The 16,686-nt window shown below is 61.0% G+C and carries 15 protein-coding genes; 1 reads left to right on the top strand and 14 read right to left on the bottom strand.

From position 1 onward, the window contains the following. Window positions 1-6 precede the first annotated feature (6 nt). The 13 genes from FKG94_RS05955 to flhA all read right to left on the bottom strand — a co-directional run bounded on the left by FKG94_RS05955 (window position 7) and on the right by flhA (window position 14,891). A complete protein-coding gene (locus FKG94_RS05955; RefSeq protein WP_142903278.1) occupies window positions 7-492 on the bottom strand; it encodes a chemotaxis protein CheW in 486 nt (161 codons plus the stop codon). A 180-nt stretch (window positions 493-672) separates the two neighbouring features. Then, window positions 673-1,665 carry a chemotaxis protein CheW gene (locus FKG94_RS05950; protein ID WP_142903277.1) on the bottom strand — a complete coding sequence of 331 codons (993 nt, stop codon included), beginning with the start codon at window positions 1,663-1,665 and terminating at the stop codon, window positions 673-675. Continuing rightward, window positions 1,662-2,471, bottom strand: a complete 810-nt coding sequence (locus FKG94_RS05945; protein ID WP_142903276.1) for a ParA family protein — start codon at window positions 2,469-2,471, stop codon at window positions 1,662-1,664. Before FKG94_RS05945 ends, FKG94_RS05950 begins: the two co-directional genes overlap by 4 nt. Window positions 2,472-2,931: 460 nt before the next feature. Further along, a complete protein-coding gene (gene motD, locus FKG94_RS05940; RefSeq protein ID WP_142903275.1) occupies window positions 2,932-3,930 on the bottom strand; it encodes a flagellar motor protein MotD in 999 nt (332 codons plus the stop codon). Between the two features lie 106 nt (window positions 3,931-4,036). Further along, on the bottom strand, window positions 4,037-4,777 hold the full coding sequence (locus FKG94_RS05935; RefSeq protein ID WP_142903274.1) for a flagellar motor protein: 741 nt from the start codon (window positions 4,775-4,777) through the stop codon (window positions 4,037-4,039). 1 nt (window position 4,778) lies between these two features. Beyond that, on the bottom strand, window positions 4,779-5,843 hold the full coding sequence (locus FKG94_RS05930) for a protein-glutamate methylesterase/protein-glutamine glutaminase (RefSeq protein ID WP_142903273.1): 1,065 nt from the start codon (window positions 5,841-5,843) through the stop codon (window positions 4,779-4,781). 37 nt (window positions 5,844-5,880) lie between these two features. Then, a complete protein-coding gene (locus tag FKG94_RS05925) occupies window positions 5,881-8,217 on the bottom strand; it encodes a chemotaxis protein CheA (protein WP_142903272.1) in 2,337 nt (778 codons plus the stop codon). Between the two features lie 10 nt (window positions 8,218-8,227). Further along, window positions 8,228-9,025, bottom strand: coding sequence for a protein phosphatase CheZ (locus tag FKG94_RS05920; RefSeq protein ID WP_142903271.1), 798 nt, complete (start codon window positions 9,023-9,025; stop codon window positions 8,228-8,230). Window positions 9,026-9,076: 51 nt separating this feature from the next. After that, entirely contained in the window at window positions 9,077-9,460 is a 384-nt protein-coding gene (cheY, locus tag FKG94_RS05915) for a chemotaxis response regulator CheY (RefSeq protein WP_142903270.1), read from the bottom strand. Between the two features lie 291 nt (window positions 9,461-9,751). Continuing rightward, window positions 9,752-10,474, bottom strand: coding sequence for an RNA polymerase sigma factor FliA (locus tag FKG94_RS05910; RefSeq protein ID WP_142903402.1), 723 nt, complete (start codon window positions 10,472-10,474; stop codon window positions 9,752-9,754). A gap of 27 nt (window positions 10,475-10,501) precedes the next feature. Continuing rightward, complete coding sequence (locus tag FKG94_RS05905) at window positions 10,502-11,329, bottom strand: MinD/ParA family protein (RefSeq protein WP_142903269.1); 828 nt, start codon at window positions 11,327-11,329, stop codon at window positions 10,502-10,504. Window positions 11,330-11,357: 28 nt separating this feature from the next. Further along, a complete protein-coding gene (flhF, locus tag FKG94_RS05900) occupies window positions 11,358-12,788 on the bottom strand; it encodes a flagellar biosynthesis GTPase FlhF (RefSeq protein ID WP_246124973.1) in 1,431 nt (476 codons plus the stop codon). Window positions 12,789-12,821: 33 nt separating this feature from the next. After that, window positions 12,822-14,891: a flagellar biosynthesis protein FlhA gene (gene flhA / locus FKG94_RS05895; protein ID WP_246124981.1), complete on the bottom strand. Its 2,070-nt coding sequence runs from the start codon at window positions 14,889-14,891 to the stop codon at window positions 12,822-12,824. Window positions 14,892-15,051: 160 nt separating this feature from the next. Here flhA and FKG94_RS05890 point away from each other — a divergent pair, with 160 nt between their 5' ends. Beyond that, window positions 15,052-15,309, top strand: a complete 258-nt coding sequence (locus FKG94_RS05890; protein ID WP_142903267.1) for a hypothetical protein — start codon at window positions 15,052-15,054, stop codon at window positions 15,307-15,309. Between the two features lie 170 nt (window positions 15,310-15,479). On the opposite strand, the gene FKG94_RS05885 is transcribed toward FKG94_RS05890, so the two are convergent. Further along, window positions 15,480-16,583 carry an SMP-30/gluconolactonase/LRE family protein gene (locus FKG94_RS05885; RefSeq protein ID WP_179957502.1) on the bottom strand — a complete coding sequence of 368 codons (1,104 nt, stop codon included), beginning with the start codon at window positions 16,581-16,583 and terminating at the stop codon, window positions 15,480-15,482. Window positions 16,584-16,686 lie beyond the last annotated feature (103 nt).

Genomic DNA, 16,686 nt, shown 5'->3' with positions numbered 1-16,686 from the left:
GCGCCGTCACACCCCTTCGAGTTCCGCCCACTGCTGATCGGTCAGCAGCTTGTCGAGTTCGATCAGGATCAACAGCTCTTCGTTCTTGTGGCAAACGCCTTGGATAAATTTCGCGCTCTCTTCGTTACCGACATTGGGCGCGGTTTCAATCTCCGACAGCCGCAGGTAAACCACCTCGGCCACACTATCGACCAGGATGCCGATCACGTGGTGGTCGGCCTCGATAATCACAATCCGGGTGTGGTCGGTTAACTCGCCCGAGGGCAGGCCAAACCGATGACGGGTATCGATAACGGTGACCACATTGCCGCGCAGATTGATGATACCGAGCACATAAGCCGGCGCTCCGGGCACAGGTGCGATCTCCGAGTAACGCAACACTTCCTGAACCTGCATCACGTTGATGCCGTAGGTTTCTCCCGCCAGGCGGAAGGTCACCCATTGCAGTATCGGATCTTCGCTGCTTTTACTCTTGGTGGAACCCGTTGCCATAGTGTCAATTCCTCGTGCGCATCGGTGTCAAAAAACAAGCGAGACTACATCCTTACTATAGAAGAAAGCAGCTTCTATGCCAGCCGGCCGGGATTATTAATGGCAAAACACGGGAGAAAACCCGTGGCCAGTCGCACTGGTGATCTGCGGCGGGCTGTAAATCGTCCTAATCGTATTGACTTACGGCTTCTCCGCATCGACTAACAGCTTTCCCATCATCGGCACATCGATCAGCGCGCACATATGTTCCTTGACCGTACCCGCCAGCCAGGGCCGCCGCGAGCGCTGCGTGCGCCATATCACGTCGTCCGGGTCCAGCGTAATCGGCTGATTGACGGAATCCACCGCCATACCCCAGGACAGGCCACTAATCGAGATCACGTATTTGGCCGTCTCCAGAAAGCGCTCGTTGTAACGTTCCGGCATGACGAATTTGGCCGTGTTGAGGGTGCGAATGTCCCCCATCGGCGTCGGCTGTAAGCCCATAAACCAGTCCGCCTGGCCGAACAGCGGGGTCAGGGCATCGTTCAGTGGCTGAATCTGACCCAGGGAAATCAGCGGCACCGCCAGCGTAAGACCCGAGACCTGAAATAACAGCGCTTCAAAACGCGCCTGGGCCCAGTCCGGGCGGCCGTTGTCGAGCCATTGAACCGCTGCCGCCGGCGCGGCGGTGACCGGTGCATGAGCGGGCAGTACATCAGGGGCAGCTTCGGATTCGGGCCGACCGGTCGTCTCTGCCTGCGGCGGGATATCCTCTGTTATCGGCACTGTAATCGCAGGCGCTTCTGCTGTGGGGTTATCCGTTACGGGACTGTCCGCTGGGGGACTATCTGCTAAGGGATCATCTGCTAAGGGATCATCTGCTACGGGACTAGCCGCTGCGGGAATATCCTCCAAGGGAATAGCGGCGGCCGCGGTGTCGACCACGGGTGCCGGAGGTACCGGTTCCCGCTCCGTTGCCGGCGGCGGATCGGGCATCAGAGGCCGGCTTTGCAGCAGTTTCGCCACCCGCTCAGCCCGCTCGGCAACAATCGCCGGCGCCGTCTCGGGCACCGGTGACGGCGCCGGCGGACGCGCCAGAGGCGCGGGCGCATCGGCGGGCGGCGCAGTATCCAACAGCAGCTCATCGAAATATTGTTGCAGAGTATCCTGGGGGGATTCGCGCTCGCTCACGCACCACCTCCAACGCCGCAGGCGGGGGACAGGTCCCGGGGCGCCTGCGACAGCCATTTGCGCAGCGACTGGTAGGCGCGCACGCCGCGACTTTGGGGGGCGAGAATATGGGGCGGTACACCGGCTTTGCTGGCATCGCGGAATTTAGTGTCGATCGGTATTCGCCCGGGCCAGACCCGCTCCCCATAGGTATTGCGAATGCTGCGCAGACTGCCGACCGATGCCTGGGTACGGCGATCAAACAGGGTCGGCACAATGGTATAGTCGATACCGCCACGGCGCGAACGGCTCATCATCTCGAGGGTGTGCACCATCCGCTCCAGTCCCTTCAAGGCCAGGAACTCCGTCTGCACCGGAATGACCAGCCGCTGGCAGGCGGCGAGCGCATTGATCATCAGCACGCCCAGCAGGGGTGGAGTATCGATGATGACGAGATCGTACATATCGGCGATGTGCGCCAGCGCCCCGGCAACCACCAGACCGGCGCCGTCCGGTCCGATGGCCTTGCGTTCCAGTGTGGCCAGTGCGGTGGAGGCCGGCAGCAAGTGGAGATTGTCATAGGCCGTCTCAATCACCTGGCGACTGACGACGGCGGGGTCGAGCGCCTGCCGGTCGCGAAACAGATTGAAACAACTGCGGGTGACAGTGTCGGGATTTTGACGAAAGTAGCAACTCATAGAACCGTGCGGGTCCAGGTCGAGCAGCAACACCCGCGAGCCACCTCCGGCGGCCAGGCTGCCCAGCGCCACGCTGGTGGTGGTCTTGCCGACACCGCCTTTTTGATTCGCCACTGTCCAGACCTGCAAGCTCGGTATCCCCTACTGTCGACTCAAGTGAATTGCTTGAGTGTTCGATGCAAAAAATGGGCCTGGGATTAACGGCACTTAATTTAAGCGAGGACGATTTAAAGGGGTCGTAGTGCTTGAAAAACAATCAGCCAAAGGCAACTCGTCGCAAGTCTGTCAGCAGCCAGGTTCTCAGACCGGACTGGCTAAGAAGCGAGCACTACGACCCCTAAGCGCTAAAATCAATCAGCCAACGGCAACTCGTCGCAAGTTTTCCAGCAGCTAAGCTCACAGACCGCACTGGCTAAGAAGCGAGCACTACGACCCCTAAGCGCTACGACCCCTAAGCGCTAGCAGCTAAGCTCACAGACCGCACTGGCTAAGAAGCAAGCACTACGACCCCTAAGCGAGCAGCTAAGCTCACAGACCGCACTGGCTAAGAAGCAAGCACTACGACCCCTAAGCGCTACCCCTAAGCGCTCTACTCGTTCTCCGGCAGACTCGGGGTCCTCGGCAAATCCGGATCACTGCTGAACAACAGACCGCCGCCCTCGAGTTCCACCGGTACAATACCCTCGCGCCCGGCGGCGACACCCGGCTCCGCAGTGCCGGCGTCGCGATTGTCGAGCGCGCCGCTATCGAGCGACCCAACCTCCTGCCCCACCTGCGGCTGCGAACCGGCAACCGCCGTTTCGAACTGCTCCGGTGTACTGATCGCCGGGCGCTGCTGGCGCTGGCGGGCGATCATCAATACGACCCGTCGATTCTCGGCGCGACCTTGCGCCGTGGCATTGTCGGCTATCGGCTGGAACTGACCGTAACCCACCGCCGACAACCGCTGCGGTGCCACCCCACCCCCGGCCAACAACTTGACCACCGCCGCGGCGCGGGCGGCGGACAGCTCCCAGTTGCTGGCGTAACGCTGATTGCTGATGGGGATGCTGTCGGTAAAACCCTCGACCTGCACCGGGTTGTCAAAGCCTTCCAACATCGCCGCCATCTCCTCGAAAATCACCAGCGCCCGGGCGCCGGGCTCGGCACTGCCCGAGGGGAACAGGATGCTCGATTTCAACTCCACCTGGAGCCAGAACTCGTTGCTGTTGACGCGCACCAGTTCGGCATCGATCAGCTCGGCAAACTGATCGCTGAACTGATCGGACAACTGCGGCAAGTCAGCCATTTTTTCAAACGCCCCGTCGCCGCTAAACTCACCGGTCTGCTTTCCTTCAGCAAGTGCAATAGCCGCCGGCTCCACCGCCAGGCGCGGCTGGCCGACCTGGATGGGCTTGAGCGACTGCGGCGGTTCATTGTTAAAGGCGTGCATCAGGGTATCGGACAACACCCGGTACTTGTCCTGGTTGACCTGAGACACCGAATACATAACCACAAAAAACGCAAATAACAGGGTGATGAAATCGGAATAGGACACCAGCCAGCGCTCGTGGTTGATATTGATGTCGGCGGCACGGCGACGGGGCATGGCAGCAGCCTCGAATCAGTATGCGTCCCTGCGGGGTCGATCCCTGAGATACACTCGCTTACACTTGTCGGCTGGCAGCGACACAACTTGAGTGGTCGAGGCTGGGCTATCTCAAATACCCGTTTAGTTTCAGCTCGATGGCCCGGGGATTTTCCCCCTCGGCAATCGCGATAATGCCCTCGACCATCAGCTCGCGAAACTGCGACTGTTCGTGGATACACATCTTCAGTTTGTTGGCGACCGGCAGCAAAAACAGATTGGCAAACGCCACGCCGTAAATGGTCGCCACAAACGCTATGGCGATACCGGGCCCCAGCTCACTGGGATCGGCCAGGTTGCCCATCACGTGAATCAGTCCCATAACGGCCCCGATAATACCGATGGTGGGGGAATAGCCACCCATGCTCTCGTAAAACTTTACCGCATCCTGGTCGCGCTGCTCGCCGATGATCAACTCGGTTTCCATAACCCGCCGGATAGCCTCCGGCTCGCTGCCGTCGACCAGCAACTGCAGCCCTTTCTGGGCAAAGCGGTCGACCTCGGTCTCAGCCAGCGTCTCCAGCCCGAGCAGCCCCTCTTTACGGGCTGTCAGCGCCCAGCGCACAATCTTGTCGATGCCCTGCTGGAAGGCCTGCACCGGGGGCCGGAAAATCCAACTGAAAATACCGAGTGCACGTTTCAAATGCGCCAGCGGCGTCTGCAGAATCGCCGCGCCGAGGGTGCCGCCGACCACAATCACCGCCGCCGGCCCGTTCAACAGGGATTCCCAGGTGCCCCCCTCCAGGAAGTTGCCGCCGAGCAGCGCGGCGAAGCCGAGGATGACGCCGAAGATACTCAGCAGGTCCATCTCACAGCTCCCTAGTCAAGCGCGGTCCCACATCCTTCAGACCCAGCACCAGGTCGCTGAGCCGCGCGCGCGCCACCGCCATCGGCATACCGTAGATTAGGCTGCTGGCCTCGTCCTGCGACCAGACGGTGGCGCCCTTGGCTTTCAAAAGCCGGGCGCCCTCACAACCATCGGCGCCCATGCCCGTCAACACCACCGCCAGGACCCGGTCGCCATAGACATCAGCGGCCGATGCAAAGCTGATATCCACCGAGGGTTTGTAGTTCAGGCGGTCGTCCCCGGGGTGTACCCGGACCGCCCCCCTGTCGCGCCGTTTGAACAGCAATTGCCGGCCGCCGGGCGCCAGCAACGCCGTGCCCGGCGCCAGGCGGTCGCCGTCGCACGCCTCTCGGACTTCGATGGCGCATTGTTTATTCAGGCGCTCGGCAAACGCGCGGGTGAAGTTCGCCGGCATATGCTGCACCAGGGCCAGGGCGGCGGGAAAATCCGCCGGCAGTTGTGTCAACACCTCAGTGAGCGCAACCGGACCGCCGGTGGATGCACCGATCACCACCAGGCTGATGCGGTTTTTCAGGCTTTTACTCTCTCTGGCAACGGCAACAGCCGCCGTTTCCCTGGCACTCGCCGTCGCCTCGCGCGCGGGCCCCCTGGCCGCACCGGGGCGACCTTGGCGGCGGGCAATCGCAATAAGTCGCTCGTGCAGTTTTTTCTTCAGCGCCGTCGAGCCGCGAGAAACTTCGGCAAAGTCTTTCGGCATAAAATCGACGGCACCGGCCTCCAGGGCATTGAGCGTTGTGCGCGCGCCCTCGTAGGTCAGCGACGAGAACATAAGAATCGGCACCGGCCGGCGGGCCATGATTTCGCGCACCGCCGACACGCCGTCGAGCACCGGCATTTCGTAATCCATGGTGATGATATCGGGGTTGAGCTGCTCGGCTTTGGCAATGGCCTCGCGGCCGTTGGCGGCGATGCCTACCACCTGGAGGTCGGGGTGCTCGCCAATCATCCCCTGCAGGCGATGCTGGAAAAAGTTGGAATCATCCACCACCAACACTCTGATAGGCATTACCACTGTCCCCGCCCACCGCGACCGGCCCGGTCAATCATGGGCTGTCCGCGTAACGCTGCAGCATGCTCGGCACATCCAGTATCAGGGCAATGGTGCCATCGCCGGTGATGGTGGCGCCGGCCATACCCGGCGTCCCCTGCAACATTTTACCCAGCGGTTTGATAACCACTTCTTCCTGACCGATAAGCTGGTCGACGACAAAGCCCACCCGCTGGGTGCCGACAGAGACAATCACCACGTGGGCCTCTTCGGGCACTGCCGCACCAAACTGACCGTTTACCAGCCAGTGTTTTAAATGAAAGATGGGAATGGCCTTTTCGCGGATGGTGACACACTCCTGCCCGTCGACCACATTGCTCTTGGTGAGGTCCATATGGAAAATCTCATTGACGCTCACCAGCGGCAGGGCAAAGGTCTGCTCACCCAGCATGATCATCAGGGTCGGCATGATGGCCAGGGTCAAAGGCACCTTGATGATGATGCGTGAACCCTCACCGAGCTTTGACTGTATTTCTATGGAGCCGTTTAACTGGGTGATTTTGGTTTTCACCACATCCATACCCACGCCGCGCCCGGAGACATCGGAAATTTCTTTTTTCGTCGAAAAGCCGGGGGCAAAAATCAAACTGTAGGCCTCGGTGTCCGACAGCCGCTGCGCCGCGTCTTCGTCGAGAACACCTTTATCTACGGCAATACCGCGCAGTTTATCGGCATCCATACCGCCGCCGTCGTCGGTGATGGTCAGCAGGATGTGATCACCCTCCTGCTCCGCCGCGAGAACCACGGTGCCGACGCGAGGCTTGCCGTTGGCTTCGCGCGTGGCGGGCAGCTCGATACCGTGATCGACGGCGTTGCGCACCAGGTGCACGAGGGGGTCGGCCAGCGCCTCGACCAGATTTTTGTCGAGATCGGTATCCTCACCCTGCAGCTCCAGATTGATTTCTTTTTTCAGGTTGCGAGCCAGGTCCCGCACTACCCGCGGGAAGCGACCAAAGACTTTTTTGATCGGCTGCATGCGGGTCTTCATGACCGCGCTCTGCAAATCCGCCGTCACTACATCGAGGTTGGCAACCGCCTTGCCCAGCGCCTCATCGTTGGAACTTAAGCCCAGGCGCACCAGTCGGTTGCGCACCAGCACCAGTTCACCCACCATATTCATAATATCGTCGAGACGCTGGGTATCGACTCGCACCGTGGTCTCGCCGGCGCCGGCCTGACCGCCCTCGCGACCGGGCCGGGCCGCAGGTTGTTTCGCCGGCGCCGCGGTGGCGGCCGCGGCGGCGGCTGCCGGGGGTTTTGCCGGTGGCGCGCTCGGCGGCGTTTTCTTGGCCGCCGGCGCACTGGGCGCCGGCGCCTTGGCGGCCGGCGGCGGTGTCGCTGCGGCTTTATCCTGTTCATTGGCGGGCGCCTTGCCCTTGCCGTGCAATTGATCCAGCAGGTCTTCAAACTCGTCTTCGGTAATCAGATCGTCCCCGGCCTTTGCGGCCGGCGGCGGCGCGGCCTCACCGCTCGGGGCAGCCGCCGCCGGCGGTTTATCGCCCGGGGCAGCCGCCGCCGGTGTTTCACCGCCCGGTCCGCGGCCACTGCCGTGTATCTGGTCGAGCAGCGACTCGAACTCTTCTTCGGTAATTTCGTCGCTGTCGGACGCCGCTGCAGCGCCGGCGGCCGCCTCTGCCGGAGTGGCACCTGTCTCTGACGAGGTGCCTACAGGTGCGTCTTTGTCACCGGTTGCCGGCCCTTTGCCCTTGCCGTGTAACTGATCCAGCAGCGCGTCGAACTCGCCCTCGGTAATTTCGTCACTATCCCCACCACCGGCGGCAGGTGCGGCGGCGGCATCGGTGTCGCTGATAGCGTCGAGTAGCTGTTCAAACTCCGTGTCTGATATATCGCCCTCCGCAGCAGCGGTATCCGCCCCGGCAACCGGCGCCGGCTCCGCCGCCGCAGCCGGCTCACTGTCGGCGACAGCGGCCTCAGTCAGGTCTTCACAGGACACCAGGCGCTCCAACTGGGCAATCAACTCTGGCTCAGCCAGAGGCGGCTCCTCGCGATTGGAGATGGCGTCAAACTGGTTGTTGACGGTATCCAGCGCCTGCAGCACCACATCCATCAACTCGGAGGTCACCGCCCGTTTGCCGTTGCGCAGGATGTCAAACAGATTCTCAGTCACATGGCAGCAATCCACCATGGCGTTCAATTGCAGGAAACCGGCACCACCCTTGACCGTGTGGAAGCCGCGAAAGATGGCATTTAACAGTTCGGTATCATCGGGACGCTGTTCGAGGTCGACAAGCTGCTCGGAGAGTTGCTCGAGAATCTCTCCGGCTTCAACCAAAAAATCCTGCAGGATATCTTCGTCATCACTGAAACTCATTTATGGCCCCTTAAAACCCTAAACTCGACAGCAAATCATCGACATCGTCCTGTCCCGAAACCACATCGTCACGTGTGCTCGCATGTATCTGTGGTCCTTCGGCTTTCGTATCGCGGCCCTCTTTTACGGCAGTGGGCGCGCTGGCTTTATCGGCAGTGCCGGTCAAACCTGTAATGTCCTCTACCTGGCCGGCGATGCGCACCAGATCGACCAGGTCCCGCTCCACATCCTGCAGCAGGCCGATAACCCGCTTCAACACCTGCCCCGTCAGGTCCTGAAAGCCCTGTTCTAAAACAATGTTCTGTAAACTCCCGCTCAGTTTTTCGGTGCTCGCGCAGGTATGGTCCAGGTGTTCGTCAATGCGCGTGTAGAGGCTGCGAAACTCACCGACTGCCATATCCCGGTTCTTCAACCGCGCCCACTCCCCTTTCAGCCCCGCCGCCTCCCGCCCCAACTGCGCGGCGACCGGGGTGGCGGCATCCACCATATCCATGGTGTTGTCGGCCGCCTTTTGGGTCAGGTCAATAACATAATTGAGGCGATCGGAGGCATCCTGAATACCGTTATTTTCCGTCGCGGTCCCCACCTCGGTGCCGATCGGGATATTGGCAATGGCATTGTGCAAACCTCGGGTCAGCTTGCCAACCGACTGAAAGATGTCACTGTCGCGTGTGCGGGCCAGATTCTGAATCAACCTGGAAGCCTCGTTGTAGTTTTCCTGTTGGAGCTGTTCGATGAGTGACTCGGCACAGTCGCGAAGCTCGGCAATAAAAACCTCTTCTCGGTGCTCGTCGCTTTGATTTCCCATTACCAAACCTTTTATATACCGGTGAGTGATCGGCGCAGAAATAGACGGCGTTTACTCAATTCGTTCGAAGATTTTATCTATCTTCTCTTTCAGCACCTGTGCGGTAAAAGGTTTGACGACGTAGCCGTTGACCCCCGCCTGCGCCGCCTCGATAATCTGATCCCGCTTGGCCTCGGCCGTCACCATCAGGGCGGGTAGAGAGGCCAGCTTGTCGTCGGCACGAACCGCCTTCAACAGATCGATACCCGTCATCCCGGGCATATTCCAGTCGGTTACGAGGAAATCGAAATCACCGCTTTTCAGCATCGGCAGCGCCGTCATACCATCATCCGCTTCGTGCGTATTGGTGAAGCCCAAGTCCCTCAGCAGGTTTTTTATAATCCGGCGCATTGTCGAGAAATCATCGACAATCAGGATTTTCATGTTTTTGTCCAATGCAACCTCCGTCTTGCCCACGGCGGGGACGCCGTTTAACTAATAGTCTAGTAGCTGATTAGCGGGTATCCAGTATTTACCAAAGACGATCTCTCCACCGGTGCTCCCAACACCGGCACAACCCCTCAGGTTGACTCGCCGAACCCATCAACCCGTTGAAAACTGAGCATTTTTTGGACAATTCGGCGGGTCAAAATCCCGCCTTCGAATACTCACCCCGGGACCCCACCCCAAGACCAGACAAAGCCTCGGCAAAAGTCTCGGCAAAGGTACTGAGAAATAGCTACAGGGTCAATCGTCGCTGCCCCATGCCTGCAGCCGGGCGCGCAGCCGCAGCGCCGCCTGGCTGTGGAGTTGACTGACCCGCGACTCGCTGACGCCGATAATCTCACCGATTTCCTTGAGGTTGAGTTCCTCGTCGTAGTAGAGCGCCAGCACCAATCGCTCCCGTTCCGGCAACTGGCTGATCGCCTGGGCCAGGGCGCGTTTGAGCGACTCGCGCTGCAAGCCCTCCAGCGGGCCGACAAAAGGCAGACTGACCCGTTCGCTTACCAGGCGACTGTCATCGTCCCCGAACGCCTCCTCATAGCTAAATAGCCGGCTCGAGGCAGCGTCCTGAATCATGGTGTGATAGTCGCCCAGCGCCACGCCCAATTCGTCGGCCACCTCCTGGTCGCCGGCGTCGCGGCCGGTGCGCCCCTCCACCGCCTGAATGGCTGCGGCGACCTGGCGGGCATTGCGATGCACCGAGCGCGGTGCCCAGTCGCCGCGGCGCATTTCATCGACAATGGCGCCGCGAATGCGGATGCCGGCGTAGGTTTCAAAGCTTGCCCCCCGCTCGGCATCGTATTTTTGCGCCGCCTCCAGCAATCCGACCATACCGGCTTGAATCAGGTCTTCCACCTGTACACTGGCGGGCATTCTCGCCATCATATGGTGGGCGATACGCTTTACCAACGGGGCGTGGTCTTCCACCCGAATGGCCAGCGCCTGCGCCTGTGCTTCACCGTACATGGCCAATCCGTCCGCTGCTGCCACGGCTCAATGGCCCGCGCTCGCCGACTGCAGCAGCCGCTCGACAAAAAACTCCAGGTGTCCGCCCGGCGCACTCGGCAGCGGCCACTCCCCTACCTTCTGGGCAAGGGTGCGCAGTGCCTGCGCGGCCTTGCAGCGCGGTGAGAATTCAAGCAGCGGTTTTTGTCGCTGCACCGCTTTGCGAACGTTGTCATCGAACGGGATATAGCCGGCATACTGCAAAGTCACATCGAGGTAGCGTTCACAGACCTTGTTCAGTTTATGAAATAAATTCTGGCCTTCCTGGGCACTGCGGGTCATGTTCGCCGCCACGCGAAAACGCTGCATCTTGTGCTCCCGATTGAGCACTTTTATCAGCGCATAGGCATCGGTGATGGAAGAGGGTTCATCGCAAACCACCACCAGCACTTCCTGCGAGGCCCGCACAAAGCTGATGACGGTGTCGGAAATACCCGCCGCGGTATCCACCACCAGCATATCGATCTGTTCACCGAGCGCGCTGAATTCGTGGATCAGGGCGGCGTGTTCCTGCACACTCAACGTCGCCATCTGCGACACCCCCGAAGAGGCCGGCACCACGCGAATGCCGCCCGGCCCCAGCACCAGCACATCGCGCAGGCTGCACTGACCGGACAGGACATCGGCGAGCGTGCGCTCGGCGCGCAGGCCGAGCAGTACATCGACATTGGCCAGCCCCAGATCGGCATCGAGCAACGCCACCCGTCGCCCCTGTTCCGCCAGCGCCACACTGAGATTGACCGAGATGTTGGTTTTGCCAACACCGCCTTTGCCACCGGTAATGGCCACGACCTGCACGGGACGACGTTGAATCATTAGCGGGTCTACCTCTCGTTTCAATTATCTAGCCAAAGCACGGCGTCGCCGCTTTGTCCCGAACGGCGGGCTCCGTTGCGCCGGAGCCGCCGGCGATATCCGTTTTCAACAGGGCCACGGCGCGGGTTACCAGCGTGTGCGCCTTGCCCACTTCGATGTCCTGCGGAATGTTTTGTCCATTTGTAGTGTAGGTCACCGGCAGGCGTTGCGACATGACGACACCGAGCACCTCACCGAGGCTCGCGGTTTCGTCCATTTTCGTCAGCACACAGCCGCTAAGTCCCGCCGGTTTGTAGGCGTGCAGGGTGGCCTTCATCATTTGCAACTGGCTGTTGCAGGGCAACACCACCAGCTTTTTTACCTGCGTCTGTCGCTGCAGGACCGCCAAGTGCTGCTTCAATACCGGATCACCGAGCCGCAGGCCGGCGGTGTCAATCAGTACCAGCGCGCAGTGCTGCAGGCTTTGCAACACCGGCGCCAGGTCGGCGCTGTCGGTGACGATACGCACCGGTACATTGAGAATTCGGCCGAACGCGCGCAGTTGATCGTGGGCGGCGATACGGAAAGTATCGGTGGTCACCAGCGCTACCTGACCGGGGCCGTGCTCGAGTACATAGCGGGCCGCCAGCTTGCCGATGGTGGTGGTCTTACCCGCGCCGGTCGGGCCGACCACGGCAAACACGCCGCCGGCCGCCGTGACGTCGGCGCCCGCCACCGGCAGGCGCTGCGCCAGACACGCCAGGGCCCGGCGCCAGGCGCCGGTCAGATCGGTGCCGGATTCGACGTCGCGCAGCAGTATGTCAATCTGCTGTGCGGGCAACCCCAGCCGTGTAAACCGCTGCCAGAGACTGGTATGTACGGGAGACTGGCGGGCGCTGCGGTCCCGGGCCAGCTGACCCAGTTGTTCCTCGAGCAACTGGCGCATGCCGGTGATTTCCGATCGCAACACCGCCAGTTCCCGCTGCTCGGCCGGATCGGCCGCAGCCGCCGGTTGGTCCGCCGCAACAGTCGGCGCCGCCGCGGGCTCCTCCTGGCGGGCGTTCAACATGCGTTCCCGGGCGCGGTCGATCTCCTGTGCCAATTGCACCCGCGTTTTACCCGAGGCGGGACCGATCCCGTTGTCCGCAACGGATGAGCGCTGCACGTTGTCGTCCGCTGCCGGCGCGCCGGCCGCTGCGCTGAAATCACCGAGGGCGGCATCGACACCCACCTGCCCCCGCCAGGCATCATCGCTGGCCAGCGGGCGGTCGCTGTCGGTGAAACCCTCGGCATAATTGCGACCGCTGAGCGGTGTTGTGCCGCTCACCGGCTGCTCCAGCGTGGTGACAATTTCAACTCCGCGTTTAGTGCGCCGGTTGGATAGAATAATCGCCTCCGGGCCCAACTCCGCGCGCACCAACTCCAGGGCGCGGCGCATATCTGCCGCGACAAAGCGCTTGACCTGCATTTCCGCCTGCATTCGGGGTCTCCTGTCAATCCAACGTTAAACCGATCAACCCTCACCACCGACTGTCGCTTCAATGGTGATCTGCTTGTTGTCGGGAATCTCCGTGTACGACAACACAGCCATCTCCGGTGAGTTGCCGCGCACAAACCTGGCCATCATCATCCGCAGCGGTGCCGCCACCAGCAGGATCACCGGCTTGCCGGTCAGCTCCTGTTTCTGTGCTGCCTGCAGCAGCGATTTTTGCAGCCGCTCCGCCAGCATGGGCTCGATAAAAGCCGGGGCCTCGGCGCCGGCTTTTTGGGCCTGCTGAACAGACTTGAGCAATAACTGTTCCAACCCCGGCTCCAGGGTGATAACCGGCAGGTTCGGCTCTGCACCTGCGATGTCCTGTACAATCTGGCGCGCCAGCGCCACCCGCACCAGGCCGGTGAGAGTGGCGGGATCTTGACTGTTGTCGCCATTGGCCGCCAAAGCTTCGGCAATGGTGCGCATATCGCGAATCGGCACCTGCTCGCGCAGCAGGTTCTGCAGCACCTTCAGCAAGGTCTTCAGCGTCAGGGTGCCCGGCACCAGTTCTTCGGCCAGCTTGGGGGATGTCTCGGCAAGCATATCGAGCAACTTCTGCACGTCTTCATGGCCAAGCAGTTCGTGGGTGTGGCGCTGTAAAATCTGGTTCAGGTGGGTCGCCACCACGGTGCTGGCATCGACCACGGTGTAGCCGAGCGTCTGCGCCTGGTCTTTCTCCGCCACCTCCACCCACACCGCCTCCAGACCAAAGGCCGGGTCCTGGGTCGCAACGCCCTCTACCTTGCCGAACACCTGTCCGGGGTTGATGGCCAGGTGCCGGTCCGGGTGCACCTCCGACTCGCCCACGGCAACGCCCATCAGGGTGATGCGGTAGGCATTGGGCAGCAGATCGAGGTTGTCGCGGATATGTACCGAGGGAATTAAAAAACCCACTTCCTGGGACAACTTTTTGCGCACACCCTTGATACGCCCCAGCAACTCTGCGCCCTGGTTTTTATCGACCATGGGAATCAGCCGGTAACCCACCTCCAGCCCCACCATATCCACCGGCATCACATCGTCCCAACTGATCTCCTGGGGTGGCGGCGCCGGCTCCACCTCGCCGGCCACAGCGCCGGCTGCCGCCGGCAGTGCCGCCAGGCCGTCCGCCGCCACGGCCGGTGCCGCACCGGCGGCCGTGGCGGGCGCGCGCTGGTTGCGCTGGTGAATGAAGTAGGCGAGCGCACCGGCAACCAGTGCCAGACCGATAAAGGCCACATGGGGCATACCGGGAATCGAGCCCATCAACAGCAAAATGGCGGCGGTCACCGCCAGCGCCTTGGGCGAATCGAACATCTGGTTGAGCACCTGGCTGCGCACGTCCTCGGCGCTGTTGACCCGGGTCACCATAATGGCGGCGGCCGTGGACAACAGCAGCGACGGGATTTGCGCCACCAGGCCGTCGCCGATGGTCAGCAGAATATATTTCTCCAGCGCGTCCTGAAATTCAAGATCGTGCTGGGCCATACCGACGCTGAGTCCGCCGATAATATTGATCACCAGGATCAGGATGCCGGCCACCGCATCGCCGCGCACAAATTTGCTGGCACCGTCCATGGCGCCGTAGAAGTCGGCCTCGCTGGCCACGTCTTCGCGGCGCCGGCGGGCCTCGTCCTGATCGATCAGGCCGGCGTTCAGGTCAGCGTCGATCGCCATCTGCTTGCCGGGCATGGCATCGAGGGTAAAGCGGGCGCTGACTTCGGAAATGCGCCCGGCACCTTTCGTCACCACCACAAAGTTGATAATCATCAGGATGATAAACACCACCAGACCCACGGCGTAGTTGCCACCGATCACCACCTCGCCAAACGCCTGGATCACCTTGCCGGCGGCGTCGCCACCGGCGTGCCCCTCGAGCAGCACCACCCGGGTGGAGGCGACATTAAGGGCCAGGCGCAACAGGGTTGCCACCAGCAATACCGTGGGAAACACCGCGAAATCCAATGGTCGCAGGGTGTAAACACCCACCAGCAACACAACGATGGACAGGGCGATATTAAAAGAGAAAAACACATCGAGCAGAAACGCCGGCACCGGCAGCGTCATCATACCGAGCAACACCAGCAACAGCAGCGGAATACCCAGATTGCCGCGGCCGGCATTACCCAAATGCCTGATGGCCGTCTGGCGATCGAACGTAAAGCGGTTGCTGAGGGGACGGGCCATAAGTTTCCAGTATTTTGACGGTGTGGGGTGCTACTGGAGGGGTATGGCAAGAAATGTGCCTGAACTGCATGCTTCGGGGCGCCAGGGGTTTATTGAACGTTATCACGCGCCTGATCCGGCTGTTGCAATAATTCGCTTTGCGATATTGCCCTGTTTGAGAAAGGGGCACTCAATATTGAAGAGCGGAGCGCTCGAGTTTGGGAAGAAATTTGAAGTGCAAATGAAGAATCAATTGAAGGAGACGCCTTCTGAGACCGTGCACGGCAGGGATGCCGTGCGCGAGCCCCCAGGGATGGGTTGAGGGGGGACGCCTAGTCCGAGTCTCAGAAGGCGTCTCCTTCAATTGATTTGCCACGATCTGCAGCAAAACCACGATCTCAAAAAACCTGGACAATCAGGTGCACGTTAAGGCAACTACCAACTCCCATAGATCTGATTTTTATCTGAACTAACTGCCTGAAAACTGGCATGCTAGAGCCCCACACGGCTTTTCGGCACCCGGGCCAAGACCGGGGCCACAAGGCTGCTGATATAAAGATGGGTCACAGATTCCGCCGCTCCAGTCGTAACAGCATAACCACCATCCGGGTCCTGCAGGGAAACCACCACCTCGCCCTGCCCGTCGATCGCCACAATATGACTATACGCCACAGCCTGGGGCCGCAGCACCGCCGGCAGCCGCTGCACCAGGGTGCGCAGCCAGGGTTTGTCCGCCAGGCGATCGAGCAGTCGGTTGCGCGGCGATGCCAGTCCCAACCAGAAACGCCCCTCCAGACCGCGGCCCAGGTTGTCGGGAAAACCCGGCAGATTGTCGATCAACACCTGTGTCTGCCCCGCCTTCTCGCCCGCCAGCCAGTGTTTCAAAACGCGGTATTTACTGGTTTCGTTTATTAATATAAAACTGTCGTCGCCGGCCAGCGCCACGCCGTTGGCAAAATTCAAATCGCTTACCAGTACGCGGGTCTGGCGGGTCTGCGGATCGAACACCAGCAGGCGCCCGTGGCCGCCGTGCTCCAGGATATCCAGCAGACTCGCCTCGTAGGTGCCGCCGATCGCCCTGGCGGAGAACTTGGTCGAAGAGTCGCTGAAGTAAATTTTTCCGTCGCCGGCCACCGCCACACCGTTGGCATAACGGATCGGCACGCCGGCGGCGGTGTTGGCCAGCAGTTGCTGGCGACCGTCCGCAGAGATACTCAGCAGACCAATAAATGCATCAGCGACAATCAGGTTACCCTGACGGTCGAAATCCATGCCCAGCGGTCTGCCGCCGGTGTTGAGCCAAGGCTCGGCGACATCCTGCCCCGGTGCCAGGCGCAGAATCCAGCCCTCGTGGGTGGAGGTATAGACCGTGCCGTCGGCACCCAGCGCCACACCTTCCGGGCCGTGATAATCGCCGATGGCGATGCTGTCGAGTTGCGCCAGTTTTTGATTAGGGGCAAAAGCGCCGGTAAAACCCCGATCTTGCGGAGCGACCCAGCTCACCGGTTCTACCGGCACCGGCCACAGTAACAGATATGCCGCCAGCAATACTGCAATATACAGGGCCACCCGCCCCTTCGATGGTAATTTAACCACGCTTCCCCCTTGTTATTTTTGGCCACTGCGCCGGGAGTGTATGTAGTCTGCGGGAAGAACACAATAAAGACGGTGTACCACTGGCATCAACACACCATCGGCG

Origin of the sequence: Exilibacterium tricleocarpae (assembly GCF_007004655.1) — a bacterium.
GTDB lineage: Bacteria > Pseudomonadota > Gammaproteobacteria > Pseudomonadales > Cellvibrionaceae > Exilibacterium > Exilibacterium tricleocarpae.
The sequence above is the reverse complement of the archived record's forward strand: the minus strand, read 5'-3'. Positions and strand labels throughout refer to the sequence as shown.

Excerpts from the sequence above, each read along its gene's own strand:
- FKG94_RS05955 (WP_142903278.1), bottom strand. The coding sequence starts at position 492 with ATGGCAACGGGTTCCACCAAGAGTAAAAGCAGCGAAGATCCGATACTG.
- motD (WP_142903275.1), bottom strand. The coding sequence starts at position 3,930 with ATGCCCCGTCGCCGTGCCGCCGACATCAATATCAACCACGAGCGCTGG.
- FKG94_RS05935 (WP_142903274.1), bottom strand. The coding sequence starts at position 4,777 with ATGGACCTGCTGAGTATCTTCGGCGTCATCCTCGGCTTCGCCGCGCTG.
- FKG94_RS05930 (WP_142903273.1), bottom strand. The coding sequence starts at position 5,843 with ATGCCTATCAGAGTGTTGGTGGTGGATGATTCCAACTTTTTCCAGCAT.
- FKG94_RS05925 (WP_142903272.1), bottom strand. The coding sequence starts at position 8,217 with ATGAGTTTCAGTGATGACGAAGATATCCTGCAGGATTTTTTGGTTGAA.
- FKG94_RS05920 (WP_142903271.1), bottom strand. The coding sequence starts at position 9,025 with ATGGGAAATCAAAGCGACGAGCACCGAGAAGAGGTTTTTATTGCCGAG.
- FKG94_RS05910 (WP_142903402.1), bottom strand. The coding sequence starts at position 10,474 with ATGTACGGTGAAGCACAGGCGCAGGCGCTGGCCATTCGGGTGGAAGAC.
- FKG94_RS05905 (WP_142903269.1), bottom strand. The coding sequence starts at position 11,329 with ATGATTCAACGTCGTCCCGTGCAGGTCGTGGCCATTACCGGTGGCAAA.
- flhF (WP_246124973.1), bottom strand. The coding sequence starts at position 12,788 with ATGCAGGCGGAAATGCAGGTCAAGCGCTTTGTCGCGGCAGATATGCGC.
- flhA (WP_246124981.1), bottom strand. The coding sequence starts at position 14,891 with ATGATGACGCTGCCGGTGCCGGCGTTTCTGCTCGATGTGTTTTTCTCT.
- FKG94_RS05890 (WP_142903267.1), top strand. The coding sequence starts at position 15,052 with ATGGCAAGAAATGTGCCTGAACTGCATGCTTCGGGGCGCCAGGGGTTT.